The 23788-nt window shown below is 46.4% G+C and carries 25 protein-coding genes and 1 riboswitch; of the genes, 14 read left to right on the plus strand and 11 right to left on the minus strand.

The features are described 5' to 3' along the window. The first annotated feature begins 192 nt into the window (after positions 1 to 192). From VKA52_RS14130 to VKA52_RS14145, 4 genes are all read left to right on the plus strand, one after another. Positions 193 to 1425, plus strand: coding sequence for a sugar ABC transporter substrate-binding protein (locus VKA52_RS14130; protein ID WP_326316127.1), 1233 nt, complete (start codon positions 193 to 195; stop codon positions 1423 to 1425). A gap of 78 nt (positions 1426 to 1503) precedes the next feature. Then, positions 1504 to 2385, plus strand: a complete 882-nt coding sequence (locus tag VKA52_RS14135) for a carbohydrate ABC transporter permease (protein ID WP_237417507.1) — start codon at positions 1504 to 1506, stop codon at positions 2383 to 2385. A gap of 21 nt (positions 2386 to 2406) precedes the next feature. Further along, entirely contained in the window at positions 2407 to 3237 is an 831-nt protein-coding gene (locus VKA52_RS14140; protein ID WP_160914555.1) for a carbohydrate ABC transporter permease, read from the plus strand. Positions 3238 to 3292: 55 nt separating this feature from the next. Continuing rightward, complete coding sequence (locus VKA52_RS14145; RefSeq protein WP_326316128.1) at positions 3293 to 4282, plus strand: LacI family DNA-binding transcriptional regulator; 990 nt, start codon at positions 3293 to 3295, stop codon at positions 4280 to 4282. 42 nt (positions 4283 to 4324) lie between these two features. On the opposite strand, the gene VKA52_RS14150 is transcribed toward VKA52_RS14145, so the two are convergent. Next, a complete protein-coding gene (locus tag VKA52_RS14150; protein ID WP_326316129.1) occupies positions 4325 to 5641 on the minus strand; it encodes a glucoamylase family protein in 1317 nt (438 codons plus the stop codon). 385 nt (positions 5642 to 6026) lie between these two features. Beyond that, on the minus strand, positions 6027 to 6686 hold the full coding sequence (locus tag VKA52_RS14155) for a carboxymuconolactone decarboxylase family protein (RefSeq protein ID WP_326316130.1): 660 nt from the start codon (positions 6684 to 6686) through the stop codon (positions 6027 to 6029). Between the two features lie 196 nt (positions 6687 to 6882). On the opposite strand from VKA52_RS14155, the gene VKA52_RS14160 reads away from it, so the two are divergent. Then, entirely contained in the window at positions 6883 to 7041 is a 159-nt protein-coding gene (locus VKA52_RS14160; protein ID WP_206945392.1) for a hypothetical protein, read from the plus strand. Next, positions 7038 to 7334, plus strand: coding sequence for a hypothetical protein (locus tag VKA52_RS14165; RefSeq protein ID WP_160914552.1), 297 nt, complete (start codon positions 7038 to 7040; stop codon positions 7332 to 7334). Before VKA52_RS14160 ends, VKA52_RS14165 begins: the two co-directional genes overlap by 4 nt. A gap of 66 nt (positions 7335 to 7400) precedes the next feature. Here the strand turns inward: VKA52_RS14165 and VKA52_RS14170 are convergent, their stop codons facing one another. The 8 genes from VKA52_RS14170 to VKA52_RS14205 all read right to left on the minus strand — a co-directional run bounded on the left by VKA52_RS14170 (position 7401) and on the right by VKA52_RS14205 (position 16458). Next, the gene (locus tag VKA52_RS14170; RefSeq protein WP_326316131.1) at positions 7401 to 8156 is read right to left on the minus strand and encodes an aspartate/glutamate racemase family protein; all 756 of its coding nucleotides are present in this window, start codon (positions 8154 to 8156) and stop codon (positions 7401 to 7403) included. Between the two features lie 11 nt (positions 8157 to 8167). After that, entirely contained in the window at positions 8168 to 8584 is a 417-nt protein-coding gene (locus VKA52_RS14175; RefSeq protein WP_326316132.1) for a nuclear transport factor 2 family protein, read from the minus strand. 92 nt (positions 8585 to 8676) lie between these two features. Further along, a complete protein-coding gene (leuD, locus tag VKA52_RS14180; RefSeq protein ID WP_326316133.1) occupies positions 8677 to 9309 on the minus strand; it encodes a 3-isopropylmalate dehydratase small subunit in 633 nt (210 codons plus the stop codon). Continuing rightward, positions 9306 to 10727 (minus strand): 3-isopropylmalate dehydratase large subunit, encoded by a 1422-nt coding sequence (leuC, locus tag VKA52_RS14185; RefSeq protein WP_326316134.1) that lies wholly within the window; start codon positions 10725 to 10727, stop codon positions 9306 to 9308. Before leuC ends, leuD begins: the two co-directional genes overlap by 4 nt. 58 nt (positions 10728 to 10785) lie before the next feature. Further along, a complete protein-coding gene (locus VKA52_RS14190; RefSeq protein ID WP_326316135.1) occupies positions 10786 to 12555 on the minus strand; it encodes a hydantoinase B/oxoprolinase family protein in 1770 nt (589 codons plus the stop codon). Further along, positions 12552 to 14606, minus strand: coding sequence for a hydantoinase/oxoprolinase family protein (locus VKA52_RS14195; protein WP_326316136.1), 2055 nt, complete (start codon positions 14604 to 14606; stop codon positions 12552 to 12554). The genes VKA52_RS14190 and VKA52_RS14195 overlap by 4 nt, the downstream gene beginning before the upstream one ends. 23 nt (positions 14607 to 14629) lie before the next feature. After that, positions 14630 to 15241, minus strand: coding sequence for an isochorismatase family protein (locus VKA52_RS14200; protein ID WP_326316137.1), 612 nt, complete (start codon positions 15239 to 15241; stop codon positions 14630 to 14632). A gap of 11 nt (positions 15242 to 15252) precedes the next feature. Next, the gene (locus tag VKA52_RS14205; protein ID WP_326316138.1) at positions 15253 to 16458 is read right to left on the minus strand and encodes a CaiB/BaiF CoA transferase family protein; all 1206 of its coding nucleotides are present in this window, start codon (positions 16456 to 16458) and stop codon (positions 15253 to 15255) included. 192 nt (positions 16459 to 16650) lie between these two features. On the opposite strand from VKA52_RS14205, the gene VKA52_RS14210 reads away from it, so the two are divergent. Both VKA52_RS14210 and VKA52_RS14215 read left to right on the plus strand, forming a co-directional pair. Then, entirely contained in the window at positions 16651 to 17292 is a 642-nt protein-coding gene (locus VKA52_RS14210) for a GntR family transcriptional regulator (RefSeq protein ID WP_326316139.1), read from the plus strand. A gap of 16 nt (positions 17293 to 17308) precedes the next feature. After that, complete coding sequence (locus VKA52_RS14215) at positions 17309 to 18184, plus strand: hydroxymethylglutaryl-CoA lyase (RefSeq protein WP_326316140.1); 876 nt, start codon at positions 17309 to 17311, stop codon at positions 18182 to 18184. A 56-nt stretch (positions 18185 to 18240) separates the two neighbouring features. Here VKA52_RS14215 and VKA52_RS14220 read toward each other — a convergent pair whose 3' ends face one another. Then, positions 18241 to 18666 carry an RDD family protein gene (locus tag VKA52_RS14220; protein ID WP_326316141.1) on the minus strand — a complete coding sequence of 142 codons (426 nt, stop codon included), beginning with the start codon at positions 18664 to 18666 and terminating at the stop codon, positions 18241 to 18243. A 273-nt stretch (positions 18667 to 18939) separates the two neighbouring features. Between VKA52_RS14220 and VKA52_RS14225 the strand changes: the two genes are divergently transcribed. From VKA52_RS14225 to VKA52_RS14250, 6 genes are all read left to right on the plus strand, one after another. Beyond that, positions 18940 to 19461, plus strand: coding sequence for a DUF420 domain-containing protein (locus VKA52_RS14225; RefSeq protein WP_326316142.1), 522 nt, complete (start codon positions 18940 to 18942; stop codon positions 19459 to 19461). Positions 19462 to 19645: 184 nt separating this feature from the next. Next, positions 19646 to 19876, plus strand: a complete 231-nt coding sequence (locus tag VKA52_RS14230) for a hypothetical protein (RefSeq protein WP_160914529.1) — start codon at positions 19646 to 19648, stop codon at positions 19874 to 19876. 117 nt (positions 19877 to 19993) lie between these two features. Next, positions 19994 to 20096, plus strand: a riboswitch (TPP riboswitch). Positions 20097 to 20187: 91 nt separating this feature from the next. Then, the gene (locus VKA52_RS14235) at positions 20188 to 20790 is read left to right on the plus strand and encodes a YkoF family thiamine/hydroxymethylpyrimidine-binding protein (RefSeq protein ID WP_326316143.1); all 603 of its coding nucleotides are present in this window, start codon (positions 20188 to 20190) and stop codon (positions 20788 to 20790) included. Next, positions 20787 to 21365 carry an ECF transporter S component gene (locus VKA52_RS14240; RefSeq protein WP_160914526.1) on the plus strand — a complete coding sequence of 193 codons (579 nt, stop codon included), beginning with the start codon at positions 20787 to 20789 and terminating at the stop codon, positions 21363 to 21365. The genes VKA52_RS14235 and VKA52_RS14240 overlap by 4 nt, the downstream gene beginning before the upstream one ends. Then, positions 21362 to 22984, plus strand: a complete 1623-nt coding sequence (locus VKA52_RS14245) for an ABC transporter ATP-binding protein (RefSeq protein ID WP_326316144.1) — start codon at positions 21362 to 21364, stop codon at positions 22982 to 22984. The genes VKA52_RS14240 and VKA52_RS14245 overlap by 4 nt, the downstream gene beginning before the upstream one ends. Continuing rightward, the gene (locus VKA52_RS14250; protein ID WP_326316145.1) at positions 22971 to 23750 is read left to right on the plus strand and encodes an energy-coupling factor transporter transmembrane component T family protein; all 780 of its coding nucleotides are present in this window, start codon (positions 22971 to 22973) and stop codon (positions 23748 to 23750) included. The genes VKA52_RS14245 and VKA52_RS14250 overlap by 14 nt, the downstream gene beginning before the upstream one ends. Positions 23751 to 23788 lie beyond the last annotated feature (38 nt).

A 23788-nucleotide genomic window follows, 5' to 3' on the forward strand; every position in this document is an offset into this window, starting at 1 on the left:
ATTGAAACGTTTCGAATAAATATAATTGCAGTATAATCCTGCCAATCTAATCCGTCAACCGCTTAAAATAGGGATTTATTAAAATTTATTAGAAAAATCAAAGAAGTAGTTGAAAGCGGATACAAAGTAAATTATAATACAGTTATCGAAACGTTTCAATAAACTTCATTTTTTCAAAAAGGGGTGCTTTACGTGAAGGGAAAACTATGGTTGTTGATCGCTGTTGTTATGACATCATTGATGTTGGCAGGATGCTCGGACAGTTCATCCTCTGAAGGGGATGAAAACACGGTAACGGTGTGGGCGATGGGAGAAGAAGGTAAAAAACTGAAAGAGTTCAGTAAAGATTTCGAGGAAAAGAACGAAGGTTTGACGGTCGATGTACAAGCTATTCCATGGGATACAGCCCATGACAAATTGTTGACAGCGGTTGCCTCAGGAAATGGACCCGATGTCGTTCAACTGGGCACAACCTGGGTACCAGAATTTGCAGAAGCAGGAGCTCTACTCGATTTATCCGAATATATGGAGGATTATCCGAATTTCGCTAAGGAAAACTACTTCGATGGTTCTGTAACGACGATGGAACATGACGACCAGGTCGTAGGGATTCCTTGGTATGCCGATACACGGGTCATATATTACCGGAAGGATATCTTGAAAGAAGCGGGTTATGAAGAAGCTCCAAAAACATGGGACGAGCTGAAGGATGCGGCTCAAACGTTAGCGGACCGCGGCGAAGATTCCTTTGGCCTTGACATTGATCGAAATGATCAGATCACTCCTTTCATTTTCGCGTGGCAGAATGGTTATGAAGCGAATCTTGAGGAAGGAAAGTTGAATTTTGATTCTCCGGAATTCAAAGAAGCGATCCAATACTATACGAGTTATTTCGAAGAAGGAATCAGTCAGAAGCAGGAAGGCAAAGACATCGTGGAAGCTTTCAAAGATGGTTCGAAACCGATGTTCTTCAGTGGACCTTGGATGATCAATATCATCAATGATCAGGCTCCGGACCTTGAAGGGAAATGGTCCACAGCTGTCATGCCGACCAAAGAAACGAATACGTCCAGCATGGGTGGTGCCAATCTATCCATCTTTGAAAGCTCCGATAACGTGGAAGGCGCACTGAAGTTCATTTCCTATATGACGGATGTGGACACACAGTTGAGCTGGTTGGAAGAATCCAACACCCTCCCTTCCCGCACGGAAGCGTGGGAAGATCCAGTGATGCAGGAAAACCCGATGTATGCAACATTCGGCGAACAGCTGGAGAATACGAAGCCTGGTTTGCAGACCGAACAGTTTGAAAGAATTGCCCAGGAACTACTGGCTCATATCGAGCGTATTACCGTAGGTGGCGCTGACGTAGAAAAAGAGCTTGAGGAGTTCAACCAGGAAGCTCAAAGCTTGATCGAAGAATAAAACATCACATGGCAGGATGGAATGGAACCCCCATTCCATCTTCTTTTATCCATGTCACGACAAGGTAGGTGGGTTTTCATGAAATTAAAAAATAGACATCCTTATATGTTCATTTCTCCAGCTGTTCTACTGTTATCCCTTTTCAGTTTGATCCCGATTCTTATTGCTTTTTTCATCAGTTTCACGGATATGAACTTGAAAGGTCTGGCCGATTGGTCTTCGATTTCTTTCATCGGTCTTGAAAATTACCAATCTCTATTCGCTGATGATAAATTTATCAAATCCATTTTCAATACGATCTTTTATGTCGTCATCGGTGTTCCATTAGTCATTATTTGTTCATTGTCCATCGCTTTGCTGCTAAACTACGGGACAAGCAAACTGTTCACGATGTTCCGGGCCGTGTACTATATGCCTTCGATCACGAATATCATTGCTGTTGCTGTGATCTGGGGTTATTTATACAACACAGAGTACGGCTTGTTCAACTACTTACTCTCCTTACTTACGGTTGAAAATATTCCATGGCTGCAGGAACCGACCATCGCTAAGATCTCCCTGATCATCTTAGCGGTTTGGAAAGGGATTGGGATCAATATGATCATCTTCCTCGCCGCTTTGCAGGGAATTCCGAAATCCTATTATGAAGCAGCCGAAATGGATGGAGCGAACCGCTTGCAGGTGCTCTTTCATGTGACGTTACCGCTCCTGCGCTATGCCACGTTCTTCGTGACCGTTACCACTTTGATCGGCTGGATGCAGTTTTTCGAAGAGCCGTTCGTCATGACCGATGGCGGGCCGTTGGATGGCACGATTTCCATTGCCCTCTTCATTTACAAGGAAGGTTTCCAATTCAGTGAATTCGGCTATGCGGCCGCTGCGTCCTTTGTGCTTTTCGCGATGATCATTATCGTAACGATGATCCAATTCAAATTCAGAAAATCAGATACGGAATATTAATCGAAGGGAGTTTCAGCAGTTATGGCAGTAGCGACTAAGAAAAACAAATGGGAACAAGCGCTTGTCATCTTTATTATGGTAGCGGGAGGCATTCTCGTTTCGATTCCATTCATATGGATGATCTCAAGCTCCTTCAAGCCTGAAAGTGAAGTTTTGGCCATCCCGCCGACCATCATTCCGGACAACCCGACCCTTGATAATTATATCAACCTGTTCACCAACATGAATTTTGCCGTGTACCTGAGGAATACGCTCGTCATTGTGCTCTTCTCTTTCCTCGGATTATTGTTCAATGCGATGGCAGGCTACGGTTTCGCTAAATATGATTTCAAAGGCCGGGAAAAAGTGTTTTATATCGTCTTGGCGACGATGATGATTCCTGGTCAGGTCACCATGATCCCTGTGTATCTGCTGTTGAATGCGATGGGTCTTACGAACACGATGACAGGGATTATCTTACCCGGACTAGCTGTCGCCTTCAGCATCTTTTTATTCCGTCAGTTCATGACGACGATTCCCGATGATTTGATTGAAGCGGCAAGACTTGATGGTGCGGGAGAGTTTTATATCTTTTTCCGGCTGGTCATGCCTATCGCAAAACCGATTTTTGCTGTGCAGGGGATTTTGACCTTCATCGCGGGATGGAACAGTTTCCTTTGGCCGTTGATCATCGCCAATGATGAAAGTCTTTACACCTTATCCGTCGGACTCTCCCTGCTGCAAGGGCAGTACGCGAATAATTTTGCCCTGCAAATGGCAGGAGCTGCGTTCATGGTCGTACCAATCATCATCATCTTCTCTTTTTTCCAAAAGTACATTGTAGAAGGTTTCACTATGTCCGGTATCAAATAAACCGGTAAAAAACTGTTATAATTAAATATACGAATTGACAGATGGAGGATTTAATATGGCTACAATTAAAGATGTGGCTAAGCGAGCAGGGGTAGCTCTCTCGACAGCTTCCTATGCATTGAATGGCAATCAAAAAGTAAGTGCATCGACGATTGAAAAAGTGCTTAAAGCCGCAAGAGAGTTGAATTATCAGAAGAACGGGTTCGCTTCCGATCTGAAGCGGACCAAAACAAACACGATCGCCTTAATCTTGAGTGATATGTCAGGTCCCTATTTTTCTGAATTGATCAAAGGAGTCCAGGAAGTGACCGCAAGTCATCAGTATGATTTGATCGCCTGCAGTTCATTAGGAGGCGATCGGTCCACCGCCACGAAATTCCTTCGGGAGAAACGAGTGGACGGAGCGATCATCCTTGCGAATAATGTAAGCACCCAGTTGATTGAGGAGTCTGCACGTGAAGACTTCCCGATCATCGTGCTGGATCGTGAAGTCCAAAATCCGTTTGCGATCCATGTGAAGGTCGATAACCGCCATGGCGCCTATCAAGCCACGGAACATTTGATTGAGAATGGTCACCGATCGATCGGGTATATCAGCGGTCCCCACGATTCCCATGACAATGAGGAACGGTTCAAAGGTTTTTCAGATGCCTTGAACGAACATGGGATCACGTTCCAATCCCGCTTTAAAATAAGTGGGAATTTCACTCGTGATGGCGGATACCGGGCCACTAAAATGCTCATTGCCCAGCAGCAATTGCCAGATGCGCTGTTTTATGCCAATGATGAAATGGCGATCGGCGGCCTTCAAGCATTCTCTGAAAAAGGGATAGCGGTTCCGGATGACGTTTCTATCGTCGGATTTGATGACATCCAGTTATCGGAGTATGTAAACCCACCATTGACTACCGTTAAGCAACCGAAGTATGAAGCAGGTGCTTTAGCGGTCCATACCATTTTTCAAATGCTCGCAGGAGAGCAGGTTGATCAGTCGTTTGATCTTTCCACAGAGTTTGTGAAACGCTCTTCTGTAAGAAGCAAATAAAATAACCCGGTGATTCTCTCTTGAGAGTCACCGGGTTATTTATTATTTGATGGAGAATTCTTCTTTGATCAGTAGATCTTCAGGACCGTGTCCAATGTCTGATTCATGGAAATAGTCTCTGATTACCCCATCTTTGAGATAATTGATGATTGAAACCATCGTCATGCCCTGGTCGAGAGCGAGATAAGCGTTGGTCACTTCCCCTGTTTCTACATTGACGGAATCTAAGAAACCATACTTGCTATAAGTATCGAAACGTTTCAATTGCTGGATGTTTTTGAATGCTTCCATCGGTGCATATTCAAGAGCCAGGAAAGTGGCGTGAGGGGTTACCGTGCCGTCTGATTTATATCCATCCATGCCAAGTGGTGTAGCAGCGAACTCAGAATAATCCTCTGGCGTTGCGGCAGGGGACATTCCCCAGGCGGCGTACCCTTCCTCTTTGGCATATTGGATTTGAATGTCCGCATGACGCTTATTGTTCAATCCTAATGCATCTTTACCCAGTTCTTTTTCCTTTAATACAAGAGGTGGCATGAGAGCTTCAAACATGCTTCCACCCCAGCTTGGTACATACTTTTGACCATTGTAAGAATAGTGGCCTTCAAACACATCTACACCATCATACGTTGTCGTATATCCTTCCGGCTTCTGTGCTTGCCAATCCCAGCTGTCAGGCATCGTGCGGTACATCTTCCACCAGTGTTCTTTAGGTACATCCCCTTTACCGATCGCGATGTAGCTGGCAACACGAGGTTCCGTGTAGAACGCTCCGTAATGGTGGGAGGTATAGCTTTCTGCAGCGACATCATATCCGCCTCTCATCTGCCCGACTTCAGGCGTATAGAGCGTGGAATAATCCATATCCTGTACGATCTCGTTGGACTGATCATAGAGTTCCGGGTACGCTTGTCCAACGACAATCAATCCCGCAGACAGCCAGCCATTGTCTACCGTTGAAATGAACTCTCCCCAGTCCGTATAAAGGGACCCATCTGAGGTGTTGTACCAGTTATAAAACAAGCCGTTCCATTTTTCCATACCTTCAAGCGTCGTTAAAGTCGTTTTGATTTTATCAACCGCTGAATCGCGGGAAATGTGCCCCGCTTCTTCTGCAGCAATCGTGCTCATCATGTAGATACCGATATTTGTTGGCGAGGTGTGTTTCTGTGCCGTCATTTCCCCGTCCTCATCATATCTGACAGCATCGTAAGTGAGTCCTGTTTCCTCCACTGTAAAATCTTCAAAATACCGGTACGTTTTCTTTGAAATCGCTTCCAATTGTTTGGATAAAGCATTCTCTTTACCTTTTGGTGACTGTTTAGCCAGAGACGTGGCTGGTACGGTTACACTCATCATTAGGATAAGTGCCAGGAATAAAAGTGAAACCTTCTTTTTCAAAAAAACACTCCCTTTCAAAGTTTGGTGAAACGTTTCGATTAAAGTGTACAAGACTATTGGATATTGGTAAATACGATAATAGTAGTAATTGTCGTAAATTTCAGATAGTTAGTGGGTGGAAAGTAATGGTTAATTTTTCTAACAGGGAACTTTCAAATCTAGCTAATAGGATCAGGAAGAAGATTGGTGGGCGCTTTTATAAAACTCCTGCCCCACCACGTCAACACCTCAGCGACTTCAGGGTCAGGGACTTTTCAACATACTGAGATGTAAAAGAGGCGATCCCTTGATCAAGGAATCGCCTCTGGAAACTTTTATTTACTTATCCTTCATTCTCATTCTCTTACTCATCATCGTAGGCATTTAACGCATTCACACTATGAGCAATAGCCGAACCGGCCTTTAATGCCGTAGCAACAAAAATCGCTTCCGCTACCTCCTCTTTTTCAGCACCCTGCTGTTTCGCACCTTTCGTATGAACATCGATGCAGTAAGGACAGCCTGTTGTGTGGGCGGCCGCTATGGCAATGAGCTCTTTATCTTTAGCGGAAATCGCTCCCTCTTTCATGGATTGCTGATCAAAATCGACAAACGCATGAAACGCATCCCCATTAAGATTGGAGAGCTCTTTCAGACGGCCGAAGTAAGAAGCTTTATACAAAGCATCGTCGCCTTTTTCATCGTATGTATTCAATGCATTGACACTGTGTGCGATCGAAGAACCTGCCTTCAGCGCTGTTGCTACAAGAATCGCTTCTGACACTTCTTCTTTCGTAGCTTCCTGCTTCTTCACATTTTCCACATGCACATCGATGCAGTACGGGCATCCCGTCACGTGAGCAACCGCTACAGCGATCAATTCTTTTAGTTTTCCGTCCAGCTTTCCCGGTTCAAGTGCTTTTTTATCGAAAGCTACAAAAGCTTTGAACGCTTCTGGTGCCAAATCTCCAAGTTCCGGCAGTCTCTCAAAATATGATTTTGCATAGAGTAGATCGTTTCCCATTGCCCTCTCTCCTTTGTATTCTTTACTTCACTACAATGATAAATTTTACCATCTTACACTTAACTCGTAAATGAAGTGAGGGAATTTTCTGTCTTTTTATTTTGATGGGAAATCAGAGAAGCAGGTCACTCCCCTGAAACCTTTCTCCTTCCTATGCGTATAGAAGAGAGAAAGAACAGGACGGAGGTTCTAACCAATGGAATTTTCACTCGATGCTGTCATCCTGGCAGCAGGAATCGCCTTAGCCGGCTACTTCATCGGAGACGGACTTAAAAAAATCGGACAGAGAGATCCCATGGATGAATACTTGGATCAAACCATTAGTGAACAGATAAGAAAGGAGGAAGAAAAATGATGTTCGTAGGACTTTTGTTGACCCCGATCTTTCTAATAGCGCTCGTTTATCTCTTACGCTTTACTTGGGGGAAGAAGGGAAAAACGGAGGAAGGAAAGGCAGCCCTGAATGCTTCCTATGCAAAAGCGGCGCCGATTTTCCCGATCGGCTGGCTCGCGATCGAACTTTATCACGACTGGATCCAACCCCTAACCTTTTCGGCTTACCGGGATGCAATGTGGATCCTTGTGTTGATCACCTTCATTTTAATAAGTGCAAGCCTGTTTCGATACCGTAAAGCAGCTTTGGCATAAGTTGTTAAAAAACTTCCTACTCGCAGAGAGCAGGAAGTTTTTTTGGGCTACTTATTTAAAGTTCCATTAGTTTTGATGCATCAAACTATTAAATACCACCTCATCCTTGTTTATTTCAGGAGATGGAAATGCTTTCTTACTATGAGTTAACCCTAACTCCAGGAAAACTTCACAATACTTATACATAACCAAACCAGGATTGACGACCGGCACAGGTAACCGTTCTTTCAAGTACTGGTAGGACTGGTGCATCGTTGTAGACCCGAGTACAATCACATCCGCCCCATCCTCTTCGATGGCTTTCCATGACTCTCGCTCCAACTTTTCGAAGATGATCTCTTCTTTTCCAGATAACAACTCTGATAAGTCAGGCCTGGTGTTAATCGATCTCAATGATGCTAATTTATCCTTCAATCCATAATCATTTAATGTCTTACGATAAAGATGGAACCACTCATCCCACATGGTGATGACTGAAAACTTATGGCCGAGCATGGACGCAGTATAAAAAGCCGTTTGCCCTGGCCCGAAAACCGGAATTTCCAACCTTGATCTCAGTGCATACAAACCGGAATCGCTGACCGTATCGATACAGACGGCTTGGTATCCTTCCTCCTCCGCCTTCAAACCTGCCTCAAAAACGAACATATCCATAAGTAAAGTGTCGTAATAACTATCTCCTAGGGAAGCCCCATTTTTCACGGATACGAATTCGACCTCATACCCGGGCCGGATCCATGCTTCAGGAAGCTGGGAGCGTCTATTTTCTACTCCATCTAAATCGACGGGGACAGGGATGATGATTTTGACTCTTTTACTCATAGTCATCCTCCTCAACCCAAGACATTCTGGCCGTCACTCATGTACACATACACTTCCTTGAACTTTCCTTGTTCATCAAAATAAAAGAAATTGCAATTGGTAAGTAAAACTTCTTGATCACTATTCGTTTCAATCAATTCAACATTAAATTGCGAAGCGCAACAGTTTTTCTCCTCGTCGATCACGTGCCTGAAGTCTTTATGGACCATCTTGGGTTGATAGTTTTTGAACAAATTGATGAACATTTCTTTTATTCCATCATCTTTTCCTTTATGAACCGAATGGGCCGTCTGAATTGTAAATACAGCATCTTCCCTGAAACACTCTAATACTCCTTCTAAGTTGTTGGCATCCACATTTCCGAAGTAATGATTCTCCACCATCTCCACAAAAAAATCCTTGCTTTTCACATCTGTCTGTTTACTCATCTTTCATTCCTCCTCTTAGTTTGAATAGACCATAAAACCAAGGGCGCGACATGAGACTTTATTGTTAAACAAGCATGAACGCTTGTAAACAATCATTCAGAACTCCTTTGAGGAACAGCATCCTTCAGACTGAAATGAATTGGATGTTTCCTTTCAAAATCTTCAATGGACTGTTCTTTCCTAAGCGTCATACTGATTTCGTCCCATCCGTTAAGGAGCATTTCTTTAATGAATGGTTCCACTTCAAAGGACTCTTCAAATCCATCGAAATCGGTGATCATCATTTTTTCCAAATCAACTTCCAGGCGGTAGATTTCTGATTTTCCCTCTCGATCGAATAGTTCATCGATAGAATCCTGTGATAAAACTACAGGGAGCACTCCGTTTTTCACACAATTGGAATAAAAGATATCAGCAAAAGATGAGGAAATGATCACGCGAAAGCCAAAATCTTTGAGCGACCAAACCGCATGCTCTCTCGACGACCCGCTCCCGAAGTTATCTCTCGACAAGAGGATGGAAGCCTTCTTATAGTGGGACTGGTTAAGGATGAATTCCGGATTTTCTTCCTCTCCATCAAGGTATCTCCAGTCATAGAAGAGAAACTTCCCGTATCCTTCTTTCTTCATCAATTTCAAGAATTGCTTCGGGATGATCGTGTCTGTATCCACATTGGACCGATTAAAAGGGGCGACGATTCCTTCATGGACTGTAAAGGGGTTCATGAATGCACCTCCTGAAGTTTGTACTCCCAGTCTCTGATGTCATAGAAATGACCTTTGACCGCTGCGGCAGCTGCCATCGCCGGACTGACGAGGTGAGTCCTTGCATTTTCCCCTTGCCTGCCTTCGAAATTCCGATTCGAGGTAGACGCACACCTTTCGTTCGGCCCGACGAAATCATCATTCATACCAAGACACATGCTGCACCCGGAGTTCCGCCATTCCAGTCCAGTTTCCAGGAAAATGTGATGAAGCCCTTCAGCTTCTGCCTGGGCTTTGACTTGCTGTGATCCGGGGACGACAATCCCTCGGACGTCAGGAGATTTTTCATATCCTTTCAATACTCGAGCCGCTTCTCTCAAATCTTCTATTCTACTGTTCGTGCACGAACCTATGAAAACCACATCAATTGGGATGTCTTCCATCTTAGTACCAGGTTTTAAACCCATGTAATCCAAGGCGTTTTCGACATTGGAGCGCGCAAATCCGGAAAATGCTTCCGGACTTGGAACCGCTCCTTTGACGCCGACGACTTGGCCGGGGTTTGTCCCCCAGGTGACTTGCGGGGATACTTGAGTGACATCGAAATGGATGACCTTATCAAAACCGACCTCCTCATCACTGTATAACTCCCCCCAGTCTCCGAGAGCTTTTTCCCAGTCCGCTCCTTTCGGGGCAAAGGGTTTATCCTTGATGTAATCGAAAGTCACTTGATCTGGAGCCATCAGACCTGCCCGTGCGCCGAACTCTATCGACATATTACAAATCGTCATCCGTTGCTCCATCGACATGGCTTTAATAGGGTCTCCGCGATATTCAATGACATAGCCTGTGGCAAAGTCATTCCCATAGGCACCGATTAATGCCAATATCAAATCCTTCGATGTGATGCCGTTTGCTAACTCGCCGGTGAATTCAATAGCTAACGTTTGGGAAGGGACCAACTGTAAGCATTGGGTGGCTAACACGTGCTCAACCTCACTTGTCCCGATTCCGAACGCGAGCGCTCCGAACGCCCCATGAGTGGAGGCGTGACTGTCACCACAAACCATCGTCTGGCCTGGTAATGTCAGCCCCTGCTCAGGTGCAATCACATGAACGATCCCTTGGCGGTCGCTTCCCAGGTTGAAAAGAGGGATATGAAACTCCTTGCAATTCCTTTCGAGTGCTTCCACTTGCAGCTGGGCCACGGGATCCTGAAATGGGAAATTCCGATTTTCAGTCGGAATGCTGTGGTCCATAGTGGCGAGCGTCAACTCAGGTCGCCGGACGGTTCTATTTTCTTTTTTCAATCCGTCAAAAGCTTGCGGGGAGGTCACTTCATGGATCAAGTGAAGATCAATGTAGAGGAGATCCGGTTCATTCTCCCGGCTCTCGACGACATGGCGATCCCATATTTTTTCATAGAGGGTTTTCCCCATCTTGTCTCTCTCCCTTGTGAATAGACTGAGCTCGTTATACGGATTTAGCAGGCAGAAGCTAAACCTTTACAACGTCCGCTCTGTTCCCGAAGTTGAACGCTTTTAAATTTCCTCTCTGTCTTCTCAACTGATTCCTCAATTCCACCGTTTCTTCGTGCTGAATTTCTAACGTCGATGGATTCAAGACGACACCGTAGGAATCTTTTGCTTTTTCAAGGCTGACCAATTCTCGTTTCACATCCATACACACTTGTTCCGGCTTACGTTCCAGAGGATCTCCCCATCCTCCGCTGCCACCTGTAATGAATAGAATCTGATCACCAGGTTCCACTTCGATATTGTCCACTTTTGAATCCAGCTCCTGTTTTGAGCCATCTTTTCTAATTAATGTCTTAGAAGAAGATCCGCCTGGTTCCCCTCCATTGATTCCCCAGGGCTGCAAAGTCGACCGGTCATCGTGAATGGAGACCGTCCCCTTCGCGAGACAGGTATATAATTTTTCATTACAGTTTCCGCCTCTATTCATTCCTGCCCCACCAGAGTCTTTACCCGTTCGATAATATTCCACTCGTAGAGGGTAATAGGTTTCTAGATACTCCGTCGGAATATTCACGAACGCCGGCCACCACGAATGCCCGTCCAAACCGTCGCCAATCGGTCGACCCGGGAGTCCTCCATACATGACCTCCATCAGGTTGAAATATCGACCGTCTTGATCATAGCCCGAATAAATGAAGTAAGGGCTCGTTCCGTATCCCGCTGCCGGGCTGTTTTCTGGCGTGTTGATGGAGAGCGCTCCACTTAAGACATCGAACAATCGGCTGAGGGCATGGGTACGACATCCGAGCGCTGCAGGTTCAACTGGTCTCATCAACGTCCCTTCTGGAGATTCAATATGGAGTACATCATAGAATCCATCATTAAAATTGATCGCAGGGTCAAAGACAGAAATGAGGAACGAACCGATGAACATTTTGAACATAGGTTCACTCAAATAATAGTTGATAGGACCTGGAGACTGCTTATCCGTCCCTGTCCAGTCAAAATAGGCGTGGTCCCCTTCCCGCCATATGGTCAGTTTCATTTTAAATGGCCCGTTTCCGAGTCCATCATCATCGATGTAATCTTCAAAAGATACCGGTTCTGTCGGCAGGAAGTTCGTGATCAGCTCACGCATCATTGTATTTGTCCGCTCAAGCAGAGCTTCCAAAGCTCCGAAATAGGTGTCGATACCGAAACGTTCACATAACTCCTGCACCCGCTTTTCCGCTGTACGGCACGAAGCTACAATCGCCATCAGATCACTGTAATTTTCCATAGGTGTACGCGTATTCGCTTTAATGATACGGATGATTGATTCATTCAATTGCCCTTTTTCAAATAGTTTGACCGGCGGAAAACGTACCCCTTCCCCGTAAATGGAAGTGGCTGTCACCGGCATGCTGGAAGGCACAGGTCCACCGACATCCATCACATGCCCGAACATGGAAGAATACCCGACAAGCTCTTCCCCTGAAAAGATGGGCAGGATGACCATCCAATCATTCACATGCGAAATCGATCCTCCGCAGCTGTACGGGTCACTGACAAAAATGACATCCCCTTTATGGACACCTTCAGGGAATTGATTGACGACTTCTGGCACGTGGGAACCGAAATTCCCGACCACCATTTGTCCTTCCGCGTCTGTAATCATTGGAAAACAGTCATGCTGCTCCCGGATGACTGGTGACATGGCAGATCGGAATAGAGTAACATCCATTTCTTCCTTTATGTTTTTTAAAGCGTTTTCAATAATATCCACCGTTATTGTGTCAATATTTTTCATAAGGAAGCTCCCTCCTCTATGAGAATGTTCAGGTTCTTATCAATGGCAGCTGTGAATCCCGGAAGCACTAAAGTCGTCGTGTCTTTTTGACTGATGATGGCTGAGCCTATGATTTTGTTGTTCGGTTTTAGTAAGTTCCTTTCATAGATAGGGGTTGATTTGAATTCGCCATTAAAGAATGCTTTATGCTCATGGTCTATAATTGCTCCCGATGCATCCACCTCTCCCTCTTCCACCATTGGAATGGAAGGAGATGCCACTTTTCCTATTGCAATAGCCCGAATGTTCACAAGTTCCACTTCCACGTCCATTTTAAATCCATAAATCTGTTCGTGGATCGAGCTGAAACGTTCTGCTAAAATGGAAACTCCGGCATGATCCAACTCTTCTTTCGTTACTTTTATAGGGATTTCATGACCTTGTCTGAAGTAACGAACATCGACTTCAAATCGGATCAACCTCTGGTCTTCCTCTACTTTCTCCTGCTCAAGCCATGAATGGCAGTCCAAATAGAGGTCATTCAATGCTGCAATCAGATTTTCCCGATCCAGATGACTCAATTTGTGGATATACGTTCTGGAGTATTCATTTCGAATATCTGACTGCAGGAATCCCAGAGCAGATAATACGCCTGGTGTTGGAGGTAAAATGACAGGAAAACTACCCGTCAGTTTGCCAAGTGCATTCGCGTGCAGCGGACCAGCTCCGCCTAGAGCCAATAAAGAGAACTCCCTCGGATCATACCCTCTTTCGACAGAGACAACCCTTGTCGCTCCATACATGTTTTCGTTGACGATGTCATAAATTCCCTGAGCGGCATGGTAGATGTCCGTATCCAACTTTTCAGCAACTTTCTGAAGGGCCTTCTCAGCCGCTTCTACGTCCAACTTCATCTCTCCACCGACGAGGATTGGAGGTAAATACCCTAATACGACATTCGCATCCGTCACTGTCGGATCCTCTCCTCCCGAACCGTAACTTGCCGGGCCCGGTTCTGAACCAGCACTTTGCGGACCGACGCGCAACGCTCCAGTAGGAGGAACATGGGCAATGGAACCGCCCCCAGCTCCGATGCTTTCTACTTCTAAAGAAGGAGACTTGACTGGGAAGACCCCCACTTTTGTTTCTCTGGATACGCGCGGTGTGCCGTCGTAGGTCAGGGATACGTCCGTAGAGGTACCGCCCATATCAAAGGAGATGACATTCCGATTACCCGTTTGCGAGCCGATCATAGCCGCAGCCGTAACACCCCCGGAAGGACCAGAGAGCATCGTGTGCACAGGTAGAGAAGCTGCAGCGGGGATACTCATCAACCCACCGTCGGAACGTACGATGCTTAGACGGCTATTTAGTTTCAAATCTTCCAGTTTGTTTTGGATATTCGTTAAGTATCTTTGCATAGGAGGTCTGACATAAGAGTTCATAACAGTGGTGAGAGTTCTTTCATATTCTCTGAATTCAGGTAAGATATCGTAGGAGATACTGACAAGGATATTCGGATCAATCTCTTCAGCCATTTCACGGATTCTTTGTTCATGTGTGGGATTCGCGTAGGAGTTCAATAAACTTACAGTCAAACTTTCAATTCCTTCTTCATAAAGGGCCTGGATTTCAGAACGGACCTGGTCTTCATCCAGTTCGGTCAAAACTTCCCCTTTTGCATCAATCCTTTCCTTAGCTCCTCTTGTATAAATAAGGTCGGCGAGAGGGTCAGGTTTTATGAAGCCCATCCAGGCGCTGATCGGAGCAGGTGTCCATGACCTTGCCACATGCAGGATCTGTTCAAAGCCTTCCGTCGTAATGAGACCTACTTTCGCTCCTTTCCCTTCCAATACAGCGTTTGTCGCAACTGTGGTTCCGTGCATGATGGATTGGATTTGAGATAACTCGATATCGTTTTCCTCACAAATCTTCTGGATCCCTTTCATCAACCCAATCGACTGATCTGATGGAGTAGACGGTGTCTTCGTCCCAATAATACTTCCTGTACTTTCATTTTGAAGCACTACGTCAGTAAACGTACCTCCGACATCAACAGCAACTCTGTACATGTACGATCCCTCCGAATATTAGATTATATGGTTTTCAAATAATTCCCGACATCCTCAACCGTCATGACTTCCCCATACTTCGTTTGAATATCATACAAATTGCTGTGATGTGCTTTCTCGGATCGATCGCCGACGCATTCTTCAGGTACAATCGCTTTGTACCCATACTGAAGAGCATCCACGACTGTGGCCCTGATACACCCTGATGTCGTACATCCGGTGATGATCAGCGTATCGACATTTTTGTAGGCGAGTATGGAATGTAAACTTGTCCCGAAGAAAGAACTGGCAAACTTCTTTTCGATCAGCGGTTCTTCATTCTCTCTCCGTTCCAAACGATCATCCAAATCCACCCATCCACTATCCCGTAACAGGCACTTCAAAGCAGGAACCTTCTCAATGAAATGACCTCCATCGAGATAATGGGGCTCGTACACAACGGTTGTGAACAGGATAGGCAGCTGGCGGGACCTGGCTAGATCAAGCAACCGTTTGGTATGAGAAACTTCTTCGTCTAAATTGGATCCAAGGTCGCAGGATTCATCCGTAAATCCATTGATGAAATCAACGACCAGAACAGCCGGTTTTATACCAAAATGAATACTTTCACCAAACCCCTGGAAAGTATCAGACATAAGATCCTCCTTTAAATAATATGGTTTCCTTTCAACTCTTCCATTTGCTCACTTGTCATGCCTAAGATGTCTTTAAACACTTTCTCATTATCCATCCCCATCTTCACAGCCCCTGGTTTATGTATTTTCCCCGGGGTACGGCTTAATTTCGGAACGACTCCAGGCATTGGAAATTCTCCAAGCTCAGGATGCTCCACAGGTACAATCATCTCCCTCTCCTTATAATGAGGATCCTCGACAATGTCTTTGGCACTATAAATCATTCCTGAAGGGACTCCATGCTCTTCGAGTAAGGCAAGACTTTCTTCCGCTGGCAACGATTTGGTCCATTCTTCAATACGTAGATCCAGTTCCTTCATATGTTTAGCTCTTGCATCGTGCGTCGAATATTTATCATTCTTTGCCAATTCAGGTTCACCCATCGCTTCACACAACCTCATGAATACACCATCGGAATTGGCTCCGATCACAATATACGTCTCATCTTTCGTCAGATATATGTTCGAAGGAGCAACTCCCGGCAGTATATTTCCCATACGTTCACGAACATACCCCGTAAGCAGATAATCCGGAATCGTACTCTCCATCACAGAAAATACCGCTTCATAGATGGCAGTATCCACCACCTGACCCTCGCCTGACCTTTCGCGTTCGTGCAATGCCGTCAAGCATCCGATTGTAGCAAAAAGTGCAGCCAGCGTATCCCCGATACTGATGCCGATTCTAGAAGGTGGACGATCCGGGAATCCAGTCACATGGCGCAAGCCCCCCATCGCTTCTGCGACACTTCCGAACCCGGCACGTTTGTTATATGGCCCCGTTTGACCAAATCCGGAAGTACGGACCATGATGATTCTCGGATTGACCTCCGAAAGCCTCTCATAGGAGAGGCCCCACTTTTCCATCGTACCCGGCCGGAAATTCTCTATGATAATATCCGACTCCTTCACTAAATCTTTCAGGACACGTTGTCCCGCTTCCTCTCTAAGATTCAGAGTAATAGACTTTTTATTGCGCGATTGAATCGGCCACCATAAGCCTACGCCATCTTTCTTTTTGCCCCAATTTCTCATAGGGTCGGACTTTCCAGGCGGTTCTACTTTAATGACTTCAGCCCCGAAATCAGCTAACAACCTCCCTGAAAATGGTCCGGCAAGAAGCGTCCCTAATTCTAGTACGCGTACCCCCTGCAACGGCAGGTGTTCGGAATTGTCCACGTTAACAACCTCCATTTCCATTAATTTGAATTCATCGTAGCACTTTGTATACAATAAATCAACTTAAAATTCAGAAAAATCAAATATTATGTATAAATAGCCGGTATTTTGCACTTTATTCAGAAAAATACAGCAATTTAGTTGCTGTTGAAATTCCCTTTGTATACAATAGCACCAAGGAGGGATAGAATTATGGAAGCTTATGAACGCATAAAAAAGTCCATTATTGAAGGTGCCTACGCACCAGGCACCCGTTTAACGGAAGAAAACCTTGCAAAAGAATTACAAATCAGCCGCACACCGATACGAGAAGCCATAAAGCGCCTCGAAACAGAGAGGCTGATCTCTCCTTTAAAAAGAGGTGTCATAGTCAGTGAGTTCAATACGGAAGATATCAGACAGATTTATAATTTGAGGGCACTGCTGGAGGGTTATGCAGCCGCCGAAGCTGCTGTGAATCGAAGCGATGAGGATATCGAAGCTATGGAAAGGTGCAATGAACAGTTTAAGGATTTGCTTGAAAACCCCACCTATGAGAGAACAGAAAGATTGAATGAAATCATGGAGTTGAACAACCAATTCCACAGTGCTGTTTACAACGCCTCTCATAATGAACATTTGAGGTTTCACATCTCTAGTGTGACCGTACTCCCATTAGTTTTCCGGTCCTTTTATTGGTATAACGAATATCAGTTAAAAAAATCTCTTGAGTTGCACCAAACCATATCGGTCGCTATACAAGCAAATGAACCGGACCGTGCCAAAACTGCTATGCAGGAACACATATATCAAGGAAGAGACCACGTGTTGAAGAACATAGATCATGAATCCTGAATGAGGAGGAAAAGTTATGATTCATATATGTGAAGTCGGCCCGAGGGATGGTTTGCAGAATGAAAAGAAGTGGGTACCTACTGAAAAAAAGGTGGAGCTGATTGAACGACTTGTACAGTCCGGATTGAAACAAGTGGAAGCCGTTTCTTTTGTGAACCCAAAAGTCGTTCCTCAAATGAGTGATGCAGAGCAAGTCATGGAACAGGTTCCACGAGATTCAAACGTCCAGTATTCAGGCTTAGTATTAAGTAGATCCGGTCTGGAAAGAGCTCTACGCACAAATATCGACGTCATCCATACTGTTTTAGCGACGAGCGACACTTTCAACCTCAAAAATGCCAAACGAACAGTAGAAGAATCCAAAGATGCCCTGGTCGAAGTTACGAAGGAAGCTCAAGAAGAAGGAAAACCTGTGACAGGAGTTCTCGGCACTGTCTTCGGCTGTCCATTTGAAGGGGACGTACCCATAAATAGAGTCTTAAAAATTTCCGAAGACTTCATACAAGCAGGTTGTACTGAAATGGTATTGGCAGACACCACAGGGCAGGCTAATCCGCTTCAAGTGAAAAAAGTCGTCCACTCCTTCCAAGAGGCTTTCAAAGGTGAAGTACCTCTCAGACTTCATTTTCATAATACAAGAGGGTTAGGACTAGCGAATGTTTTAGCCGCATACCAGGAAGGTGTCACTTCTTTCGACTCTTCCATCGGAGGACTCGGAGGGTGCCCTTTTGCACCTAAGGCCGTAGGGAATGTGTGTACCGAAGATATGGTTCATATGTTCCATCAAATGGGCGTAGAAACAACCGCTTCTCTGGATCCACTCGTTGAAACCACCCACTGGCTTGAAGGATTGATGGAGAAAAAGCTTCCGGGTATGGTTTCAAAACTATAAATTATGCCTAACTACGTCAGAATCCCTTTATATAAAGCAGCAGAGGCCTGAGCCTCTTACTCCGGCGGAGGCTCTTTCCATTTGATCGTCGTAAAAGAGATGATCTCACTCCACCCTCTCCCTTTCGGATCCATCAAACCGGTGACAAAGGAAATCCAATACCACATTCCCTGGGTAAGAATGACCGGACCGAACCCGAGGATCACACGTATGAGAATCTGCATGAAGTTCGGCGGCTTTCCTGCATTCGTTTCAATGGTGAGATGCGTCAACAGCATGCCGAGTGTCCTTCCTTTCGCAAGCAGCGGAATGACGAGGAGAAGCGAGACATGGATGATGATGAACGCTTTCCAAAAGACGGGGTTCGGATCAAAACCGCGCCCAGTGTCCTGGGTTGCTGTGTATAGGATGGCGAGGAAGCCGGATACGATGAATTCGAGGCCTGTGCCTATGAATCTGAGGAACAAGTTTCTTTCGGACATCGAAGTCCCTCCTTTCTGTGTAGTATCCTATGGGTTTTCGTCGTCATCGGTTTGCCCATTCACCCAGAACGAAGAAAAAGAGATGGAGCTTTTGCCCCATCTCTTTATTCATGACATGCCTTTTTTCATGTTTCGAAGGCCTGCGTGCGTCCTGTTTTCAATTAAAACGTGTTCCCTCGACAAATTGTGCGTTTTCTGTCATAGCATTCTCCTCTCTCTTTCTTTATACTTGACTAGGATTCTATATAAAGAGATTGAGAAAGGATCGATACCATGAAAAAATTCAATTACGTCCCATGGGTCGTGGGGCTTTCCATCGCCATCAACCTCATCGTTGTGGCTTTATTGTTCTTACCAAAAGTCGACGGGGATCTCGGGTTCAATATCAAACTTCTTCCCCTCTTGAATGCGGTCTTGAATTCCTTTACGTTCGTGTTCCTGGTTGCTGCCTTGTTCATGATCATCAGGAAAAACGTGAAGTGGCACAAGCGCTTCATTTTCGCTGCCTTCACATCTACGGCTCTTTTCCTCATTTCGTACCTGACGTACCATTCGATGGCGGAGTCGACGTCGTTCGGCGGTGAAGGAATCGTTGCCGGCATCTATTATTTCATTTTGATCACCCATATCGTACTGGCAGCTCTCATCGTGCCGCTTGCGCTACTCACTTTGTTCCGCGGACTTGCGATGAAGGTCGATAAGCACCGGAAAATCGCGCGTTGGACGATGCCGTTATGGCTGTACGTCAGTCTCACCGGAGTCATCGTCTACTTGATGATCTCCCCTTATTATTGATGCACGACAAGAAGCGATGCAGGTCCTGTTTTTTTGTCGAAACTCTTTGCTTCCTTCCTGCACCTTGTTATAGTAGAATAATAGTTAGAGCGATGTCGCGTTAAGTAATTTCTAAGGTTTATGTTTCGAATATTGCTATTCAGGGAAAATGTAAGGTTCAAGGTCAGATAATAAGGAGACTACTATGGATCTACTCCAATTTATGAAAAATGAAGGTTACACTTCGGCCAAGTTCTCCTCGATGACTGGTGAAGACGTGCAATTGGTTTTGAATGATGTGGCTTCAACAGAGGACCTGTATCAAATGATGGAAGTGATACCCACTTCTCTCACGTATTACCCTTATGAACGCGTACCCTATATCGATTGTGTCATAGATCAGAATGTAATGAAGTTACGCTTGTCGAAAGCATAAGGAATGGACCGGATCCGCCGTTTGGCGGTCCGGTCCATTTGTTTTTCAGGAAAAAGGTGGTTTACAAATCTATGACTCTCCGCTACGATGGAAGCAACGTACAAGAATTGCATACGCGTGTTGCACTGGGGGAGCTGCTTGAGGCGGCTGAGAGGAGACATTCCGACCCTTGGAACCCGAACTAGATAATACTAGCGTGGGGAAGTGCAGTCGTCATTCACAAGGACCTGACTGGTTCTTCCTTTATGATTGGTAGACTGCATTCCCGTGGGATGCAGTTTTTTTGTGCTTAAAAAAGGAGGAATTTAGAAATGGAAAACAACTGTGGAACTTCAAGAATTGCGGGGTGCTCTTTTTCTGTGCACCCGATGGCCGACAACTTCGTGGATTATATCAAGGGCAGTCTGAATGAAGTGGACAGCTCGAAAGTGTGGATGAAGACGGATGACGTCACGACGACGGTGCGCGGCCGGATGGAGCATGTCTTTGATGTCACCGAAGCGATTCTGTTACATATCGCGAAAACAGGCGTCCATGTCGCTTTTCAAGGAACCTTTTCCATCGGCTGTCCGGGAGATTCATCCGGGGATGCCCACATGGATGAATCAGAAGAACGATTGAACAAGTCTCACTCCAGAGAAATTGAACAACGCATTGCGGCGAAGTTCTCGTTGTATCCCATGGGTGGCGGGGACTATATGGACACTATCTACAGTCAAATCGAAGCGATGAAAGAAAAAGGCGTTGAAGTCACGCCTGCCCACTACTCCACCCGTCTCGACGGAGATACGCGTGACATTTTCAAAGGACTTGAGGATGTGTTCAGAGAGACAGAAGCAAGCGGCTCTTCGCATACGGTCATGACCGTGACGGTCTCTGCCAACAGCCCTTCCCATAAGGATGATACAGCATGAACAGCTGGAAACTGAAAGAAATCGTCGTCATGTCCGTCCTTTCTGTCGTCTTTGCGGTCGTGTATCTGGCCTTCCTTCCGGTCGGGAAAATCCTCGTCGGCTTTTTCGGACCGATCGGCTATGACCTCATCTTCGGCATCTGGTTCATCGTGTCGATCATTGCGGCTTACATCATCCGCAAACCCGGCGCCGCGTTTTTATCCGAAACGATTGCGGCGGCGGTCGAAGTGCTGCTAGGGAATGCAGTTGGTCCGATGCTGCTCGTTTCAGGGATGATCCAGGGGCTCGGCGCAGAATCCGCCTTCGCTATGACGAGGTACAAGCGTTATGACCTGTTCACCCTCATGCTTGCCGGTGTGATGGCGGCGGTGTTCAGCTTCGTCTGGGGTTACTTCCTTTCCGGCTACGCAGCCCTCAGTACAGGGTACGTCGTCGCCATGTTCATCGCCCGCATCATCAGTGGTGCGATCATCTCAGGTGTCGCAGGTAAAGCGCTCAGTGACGCTTTAGCGAAGACAGGTGTCCTCTCAAGCTTCGCTCTCGGGAAAGAACAGCGAAGGAAGCAGGCGGCATGAGTCAGGAAGTGATACGCGTTGAGGACCTTACCCTCCGTTATGAGGAGAGACAGAAGCCTGTGCTGTCGCGTCTGACTTTTTCCATCGAGGAAGGAGAAAACATGCTGATCCTTGGTCCGAGCGGGTCGGGGAAAAGTTCCCTCACCCACTGTTTGAACGGGCTCTATCCTCGGGAATTAGATGGTGCCATGAACGGAGAAGTTCTCGTGCAAGGTCAGCGGACCGACTCCTATCCTGCCGGTGAAATGGCGCAGAACGTCGGCGTCGTTTTCCAGGATCCCGAGACGCAGTTCTGCATGATTACCGTTGAGGATGAAGTGGCCTTTGGTCTTGAAAACTTGAATACACCTCATGCGTCGATGGTGGAAAAAGTGGACCAAGCACTGCGTCAGGTCGGGATGGAAGCCTACAAAACAGCGGACATCTCCTCCCTCTCCGGTGGCCAGAAGCAGAAAGTCGCCCTTGCCTGCATCCTCGCCATGGAACCGGAAGTATTGATTCTCGATGAACCGACGGCGAATCTGGATCCAGTGGCGCGGAAGGAATTCATCCAGCTTTTGAAAATATTGAAAGAGGAGCTTTCTTTCACTCTGCTTGTCATCGAGCATAAGCTTGAAGGCTGGCTCGATTTGTTGGAACGGGTCCTTATTATTAATGAAAAAGGAGAACTTGCCTACGATGGTCCGCTGCACGATCATTTGAAAACGTACGCTCGGGACATTCATGAGATGGGCATCCAGCTTCCTTATGCCACAAGGACAGCGCTGGAACAGGGGTGGACACCGCCCTATCCGCTTCACATCGGAGACATGCCACCCGTCGCTCTCCCAGAAAACCGTCCTGTCCTATCTGCTGGGAAGGCATTGTTGGAAGCAGAGGCTGTGCATTGGAAGTCGATTTTGCGGAACATCAACGTCACTTTTCATGAGGGAGAATGGGTGGCCATCGTCGGAGAGAACGGGAGCGGAAAATCTTCTTTTTCCAGAATACTTGCGGGTATCCAGCCTCCGAGCAAAGGGACCGTGTCTCTGCACGGCCGCGCCCTAAAGAAATGGAAAGAAAGTGAGATGCGAAAAGAAGTCGGGTATGTCTTTCAGAACCCGGAGCACCAGTTCATTACGGACACGGTCTATGATGAAGTCGCCTTCAGTCTCCAGCATGCCGGGATGAAGGAAGCCGAATGGACAAGGATTGTCGAGGAAACACTGAAGTTCTGCCGGCTGGACGGACTGGAGAATCAGCATCCCTTCCTTCTCAGCCAGGGACAGAAGCGGCGTTTGAGTGTCGCGACGATGATCGTCGAGAATCAGAACATGCTTTTCCTCGATGAACCGACGTTCGGACAGGATGAAAAGTCGACCTCAGATTTGATGTCCCTTTTGAAAGAAAAACACGAAAACGGGACGACGATCGTGATGATCACGCATGACATGGAGCTCGTGGACAAATACGCGACGAGAGTGCTTGTCATGAACGAAGGCGAAATCAGCTACGATGGTCAGCCGAAGGAACTCTGGGCTCGCCCGGATTTGGACGACCATCACTTAGAGCTGCCTCCAAGAGAACAATGGAAGCGTGCCGTTTTGAAGCGAGAGGAGCCTGCGTATGTTTCTTCATGACGTAAACCCGACAGTCAAAGCGTTGACGATAATTGGAGCCGTCTTCCTCCTTGCCTTCGTGTTCGATCCGGTCACCCCACTGCTTTACATCGTGTGGACGGTGATTGTCACCTTCGTGTTCGGGACGTTCAAGAAACGATACTACGTCTATTATTTCATTCCGTTCACGCTGTTCGCCTTCGGGATGTTCTGGACGACGGTGGTCTTCTCGGATACCAGCAACGTGGCTGCTGATTCGGTTTCCTTCTTAGGGATGGAGTTTCCGACGGAAGACATCTGGACGGCGGCTGCCCTCGGCCTGAGGGTGCTTGCGTTCGCCACCCTGTCGCTGCTGTTTTTGTTCACGACGAACATGGTCCATTTTATTTTAAGCTTGATCCAGCAGTTGAAGCTGCCACCGAAAATCGCTTACGGCGTGCTTGCCGGGTATCGCTTTTTGCCGATGTTGAAGACGGAATTCCAACAGATTCGCGCGGCGCACCGCATCCGCGGCGTCAACCGGCCGGATTCTTGGAAGGAAAAACTTCTTCAGTACCAGCGGTTCGCGATTCCGCTTCTCGCTGGCGCCATACGGAAAGCGGAACGCACGGCGATCGCAATGGAATCGAAAGGGTTCACCGGTACGAAGGCCCGCACGTTTTACCGGCCCATGAAAGTACAGCGAAAGGATTGGCTTTTTCCTGTGATGATGTTCGGGATGCTTGGTATAACGATTGCCTTCTCCGTCTATTTCGGATACTTTTCCTGGTATGATGGACAGCTATAACATCAAACCGCCCCCGCTTTTGAAAAACGGGGGCGGCT

Origin of the sequence: Halobacillus sp. HZG1, assembly GCF_035818575.1 — a bacterium.
GTDB classification, from domain to species: Bacteria; Bacillota; Bacilli; order Bacillales; family Halobacillaceae; genus Halobacillus; species Halobacillus litoralis.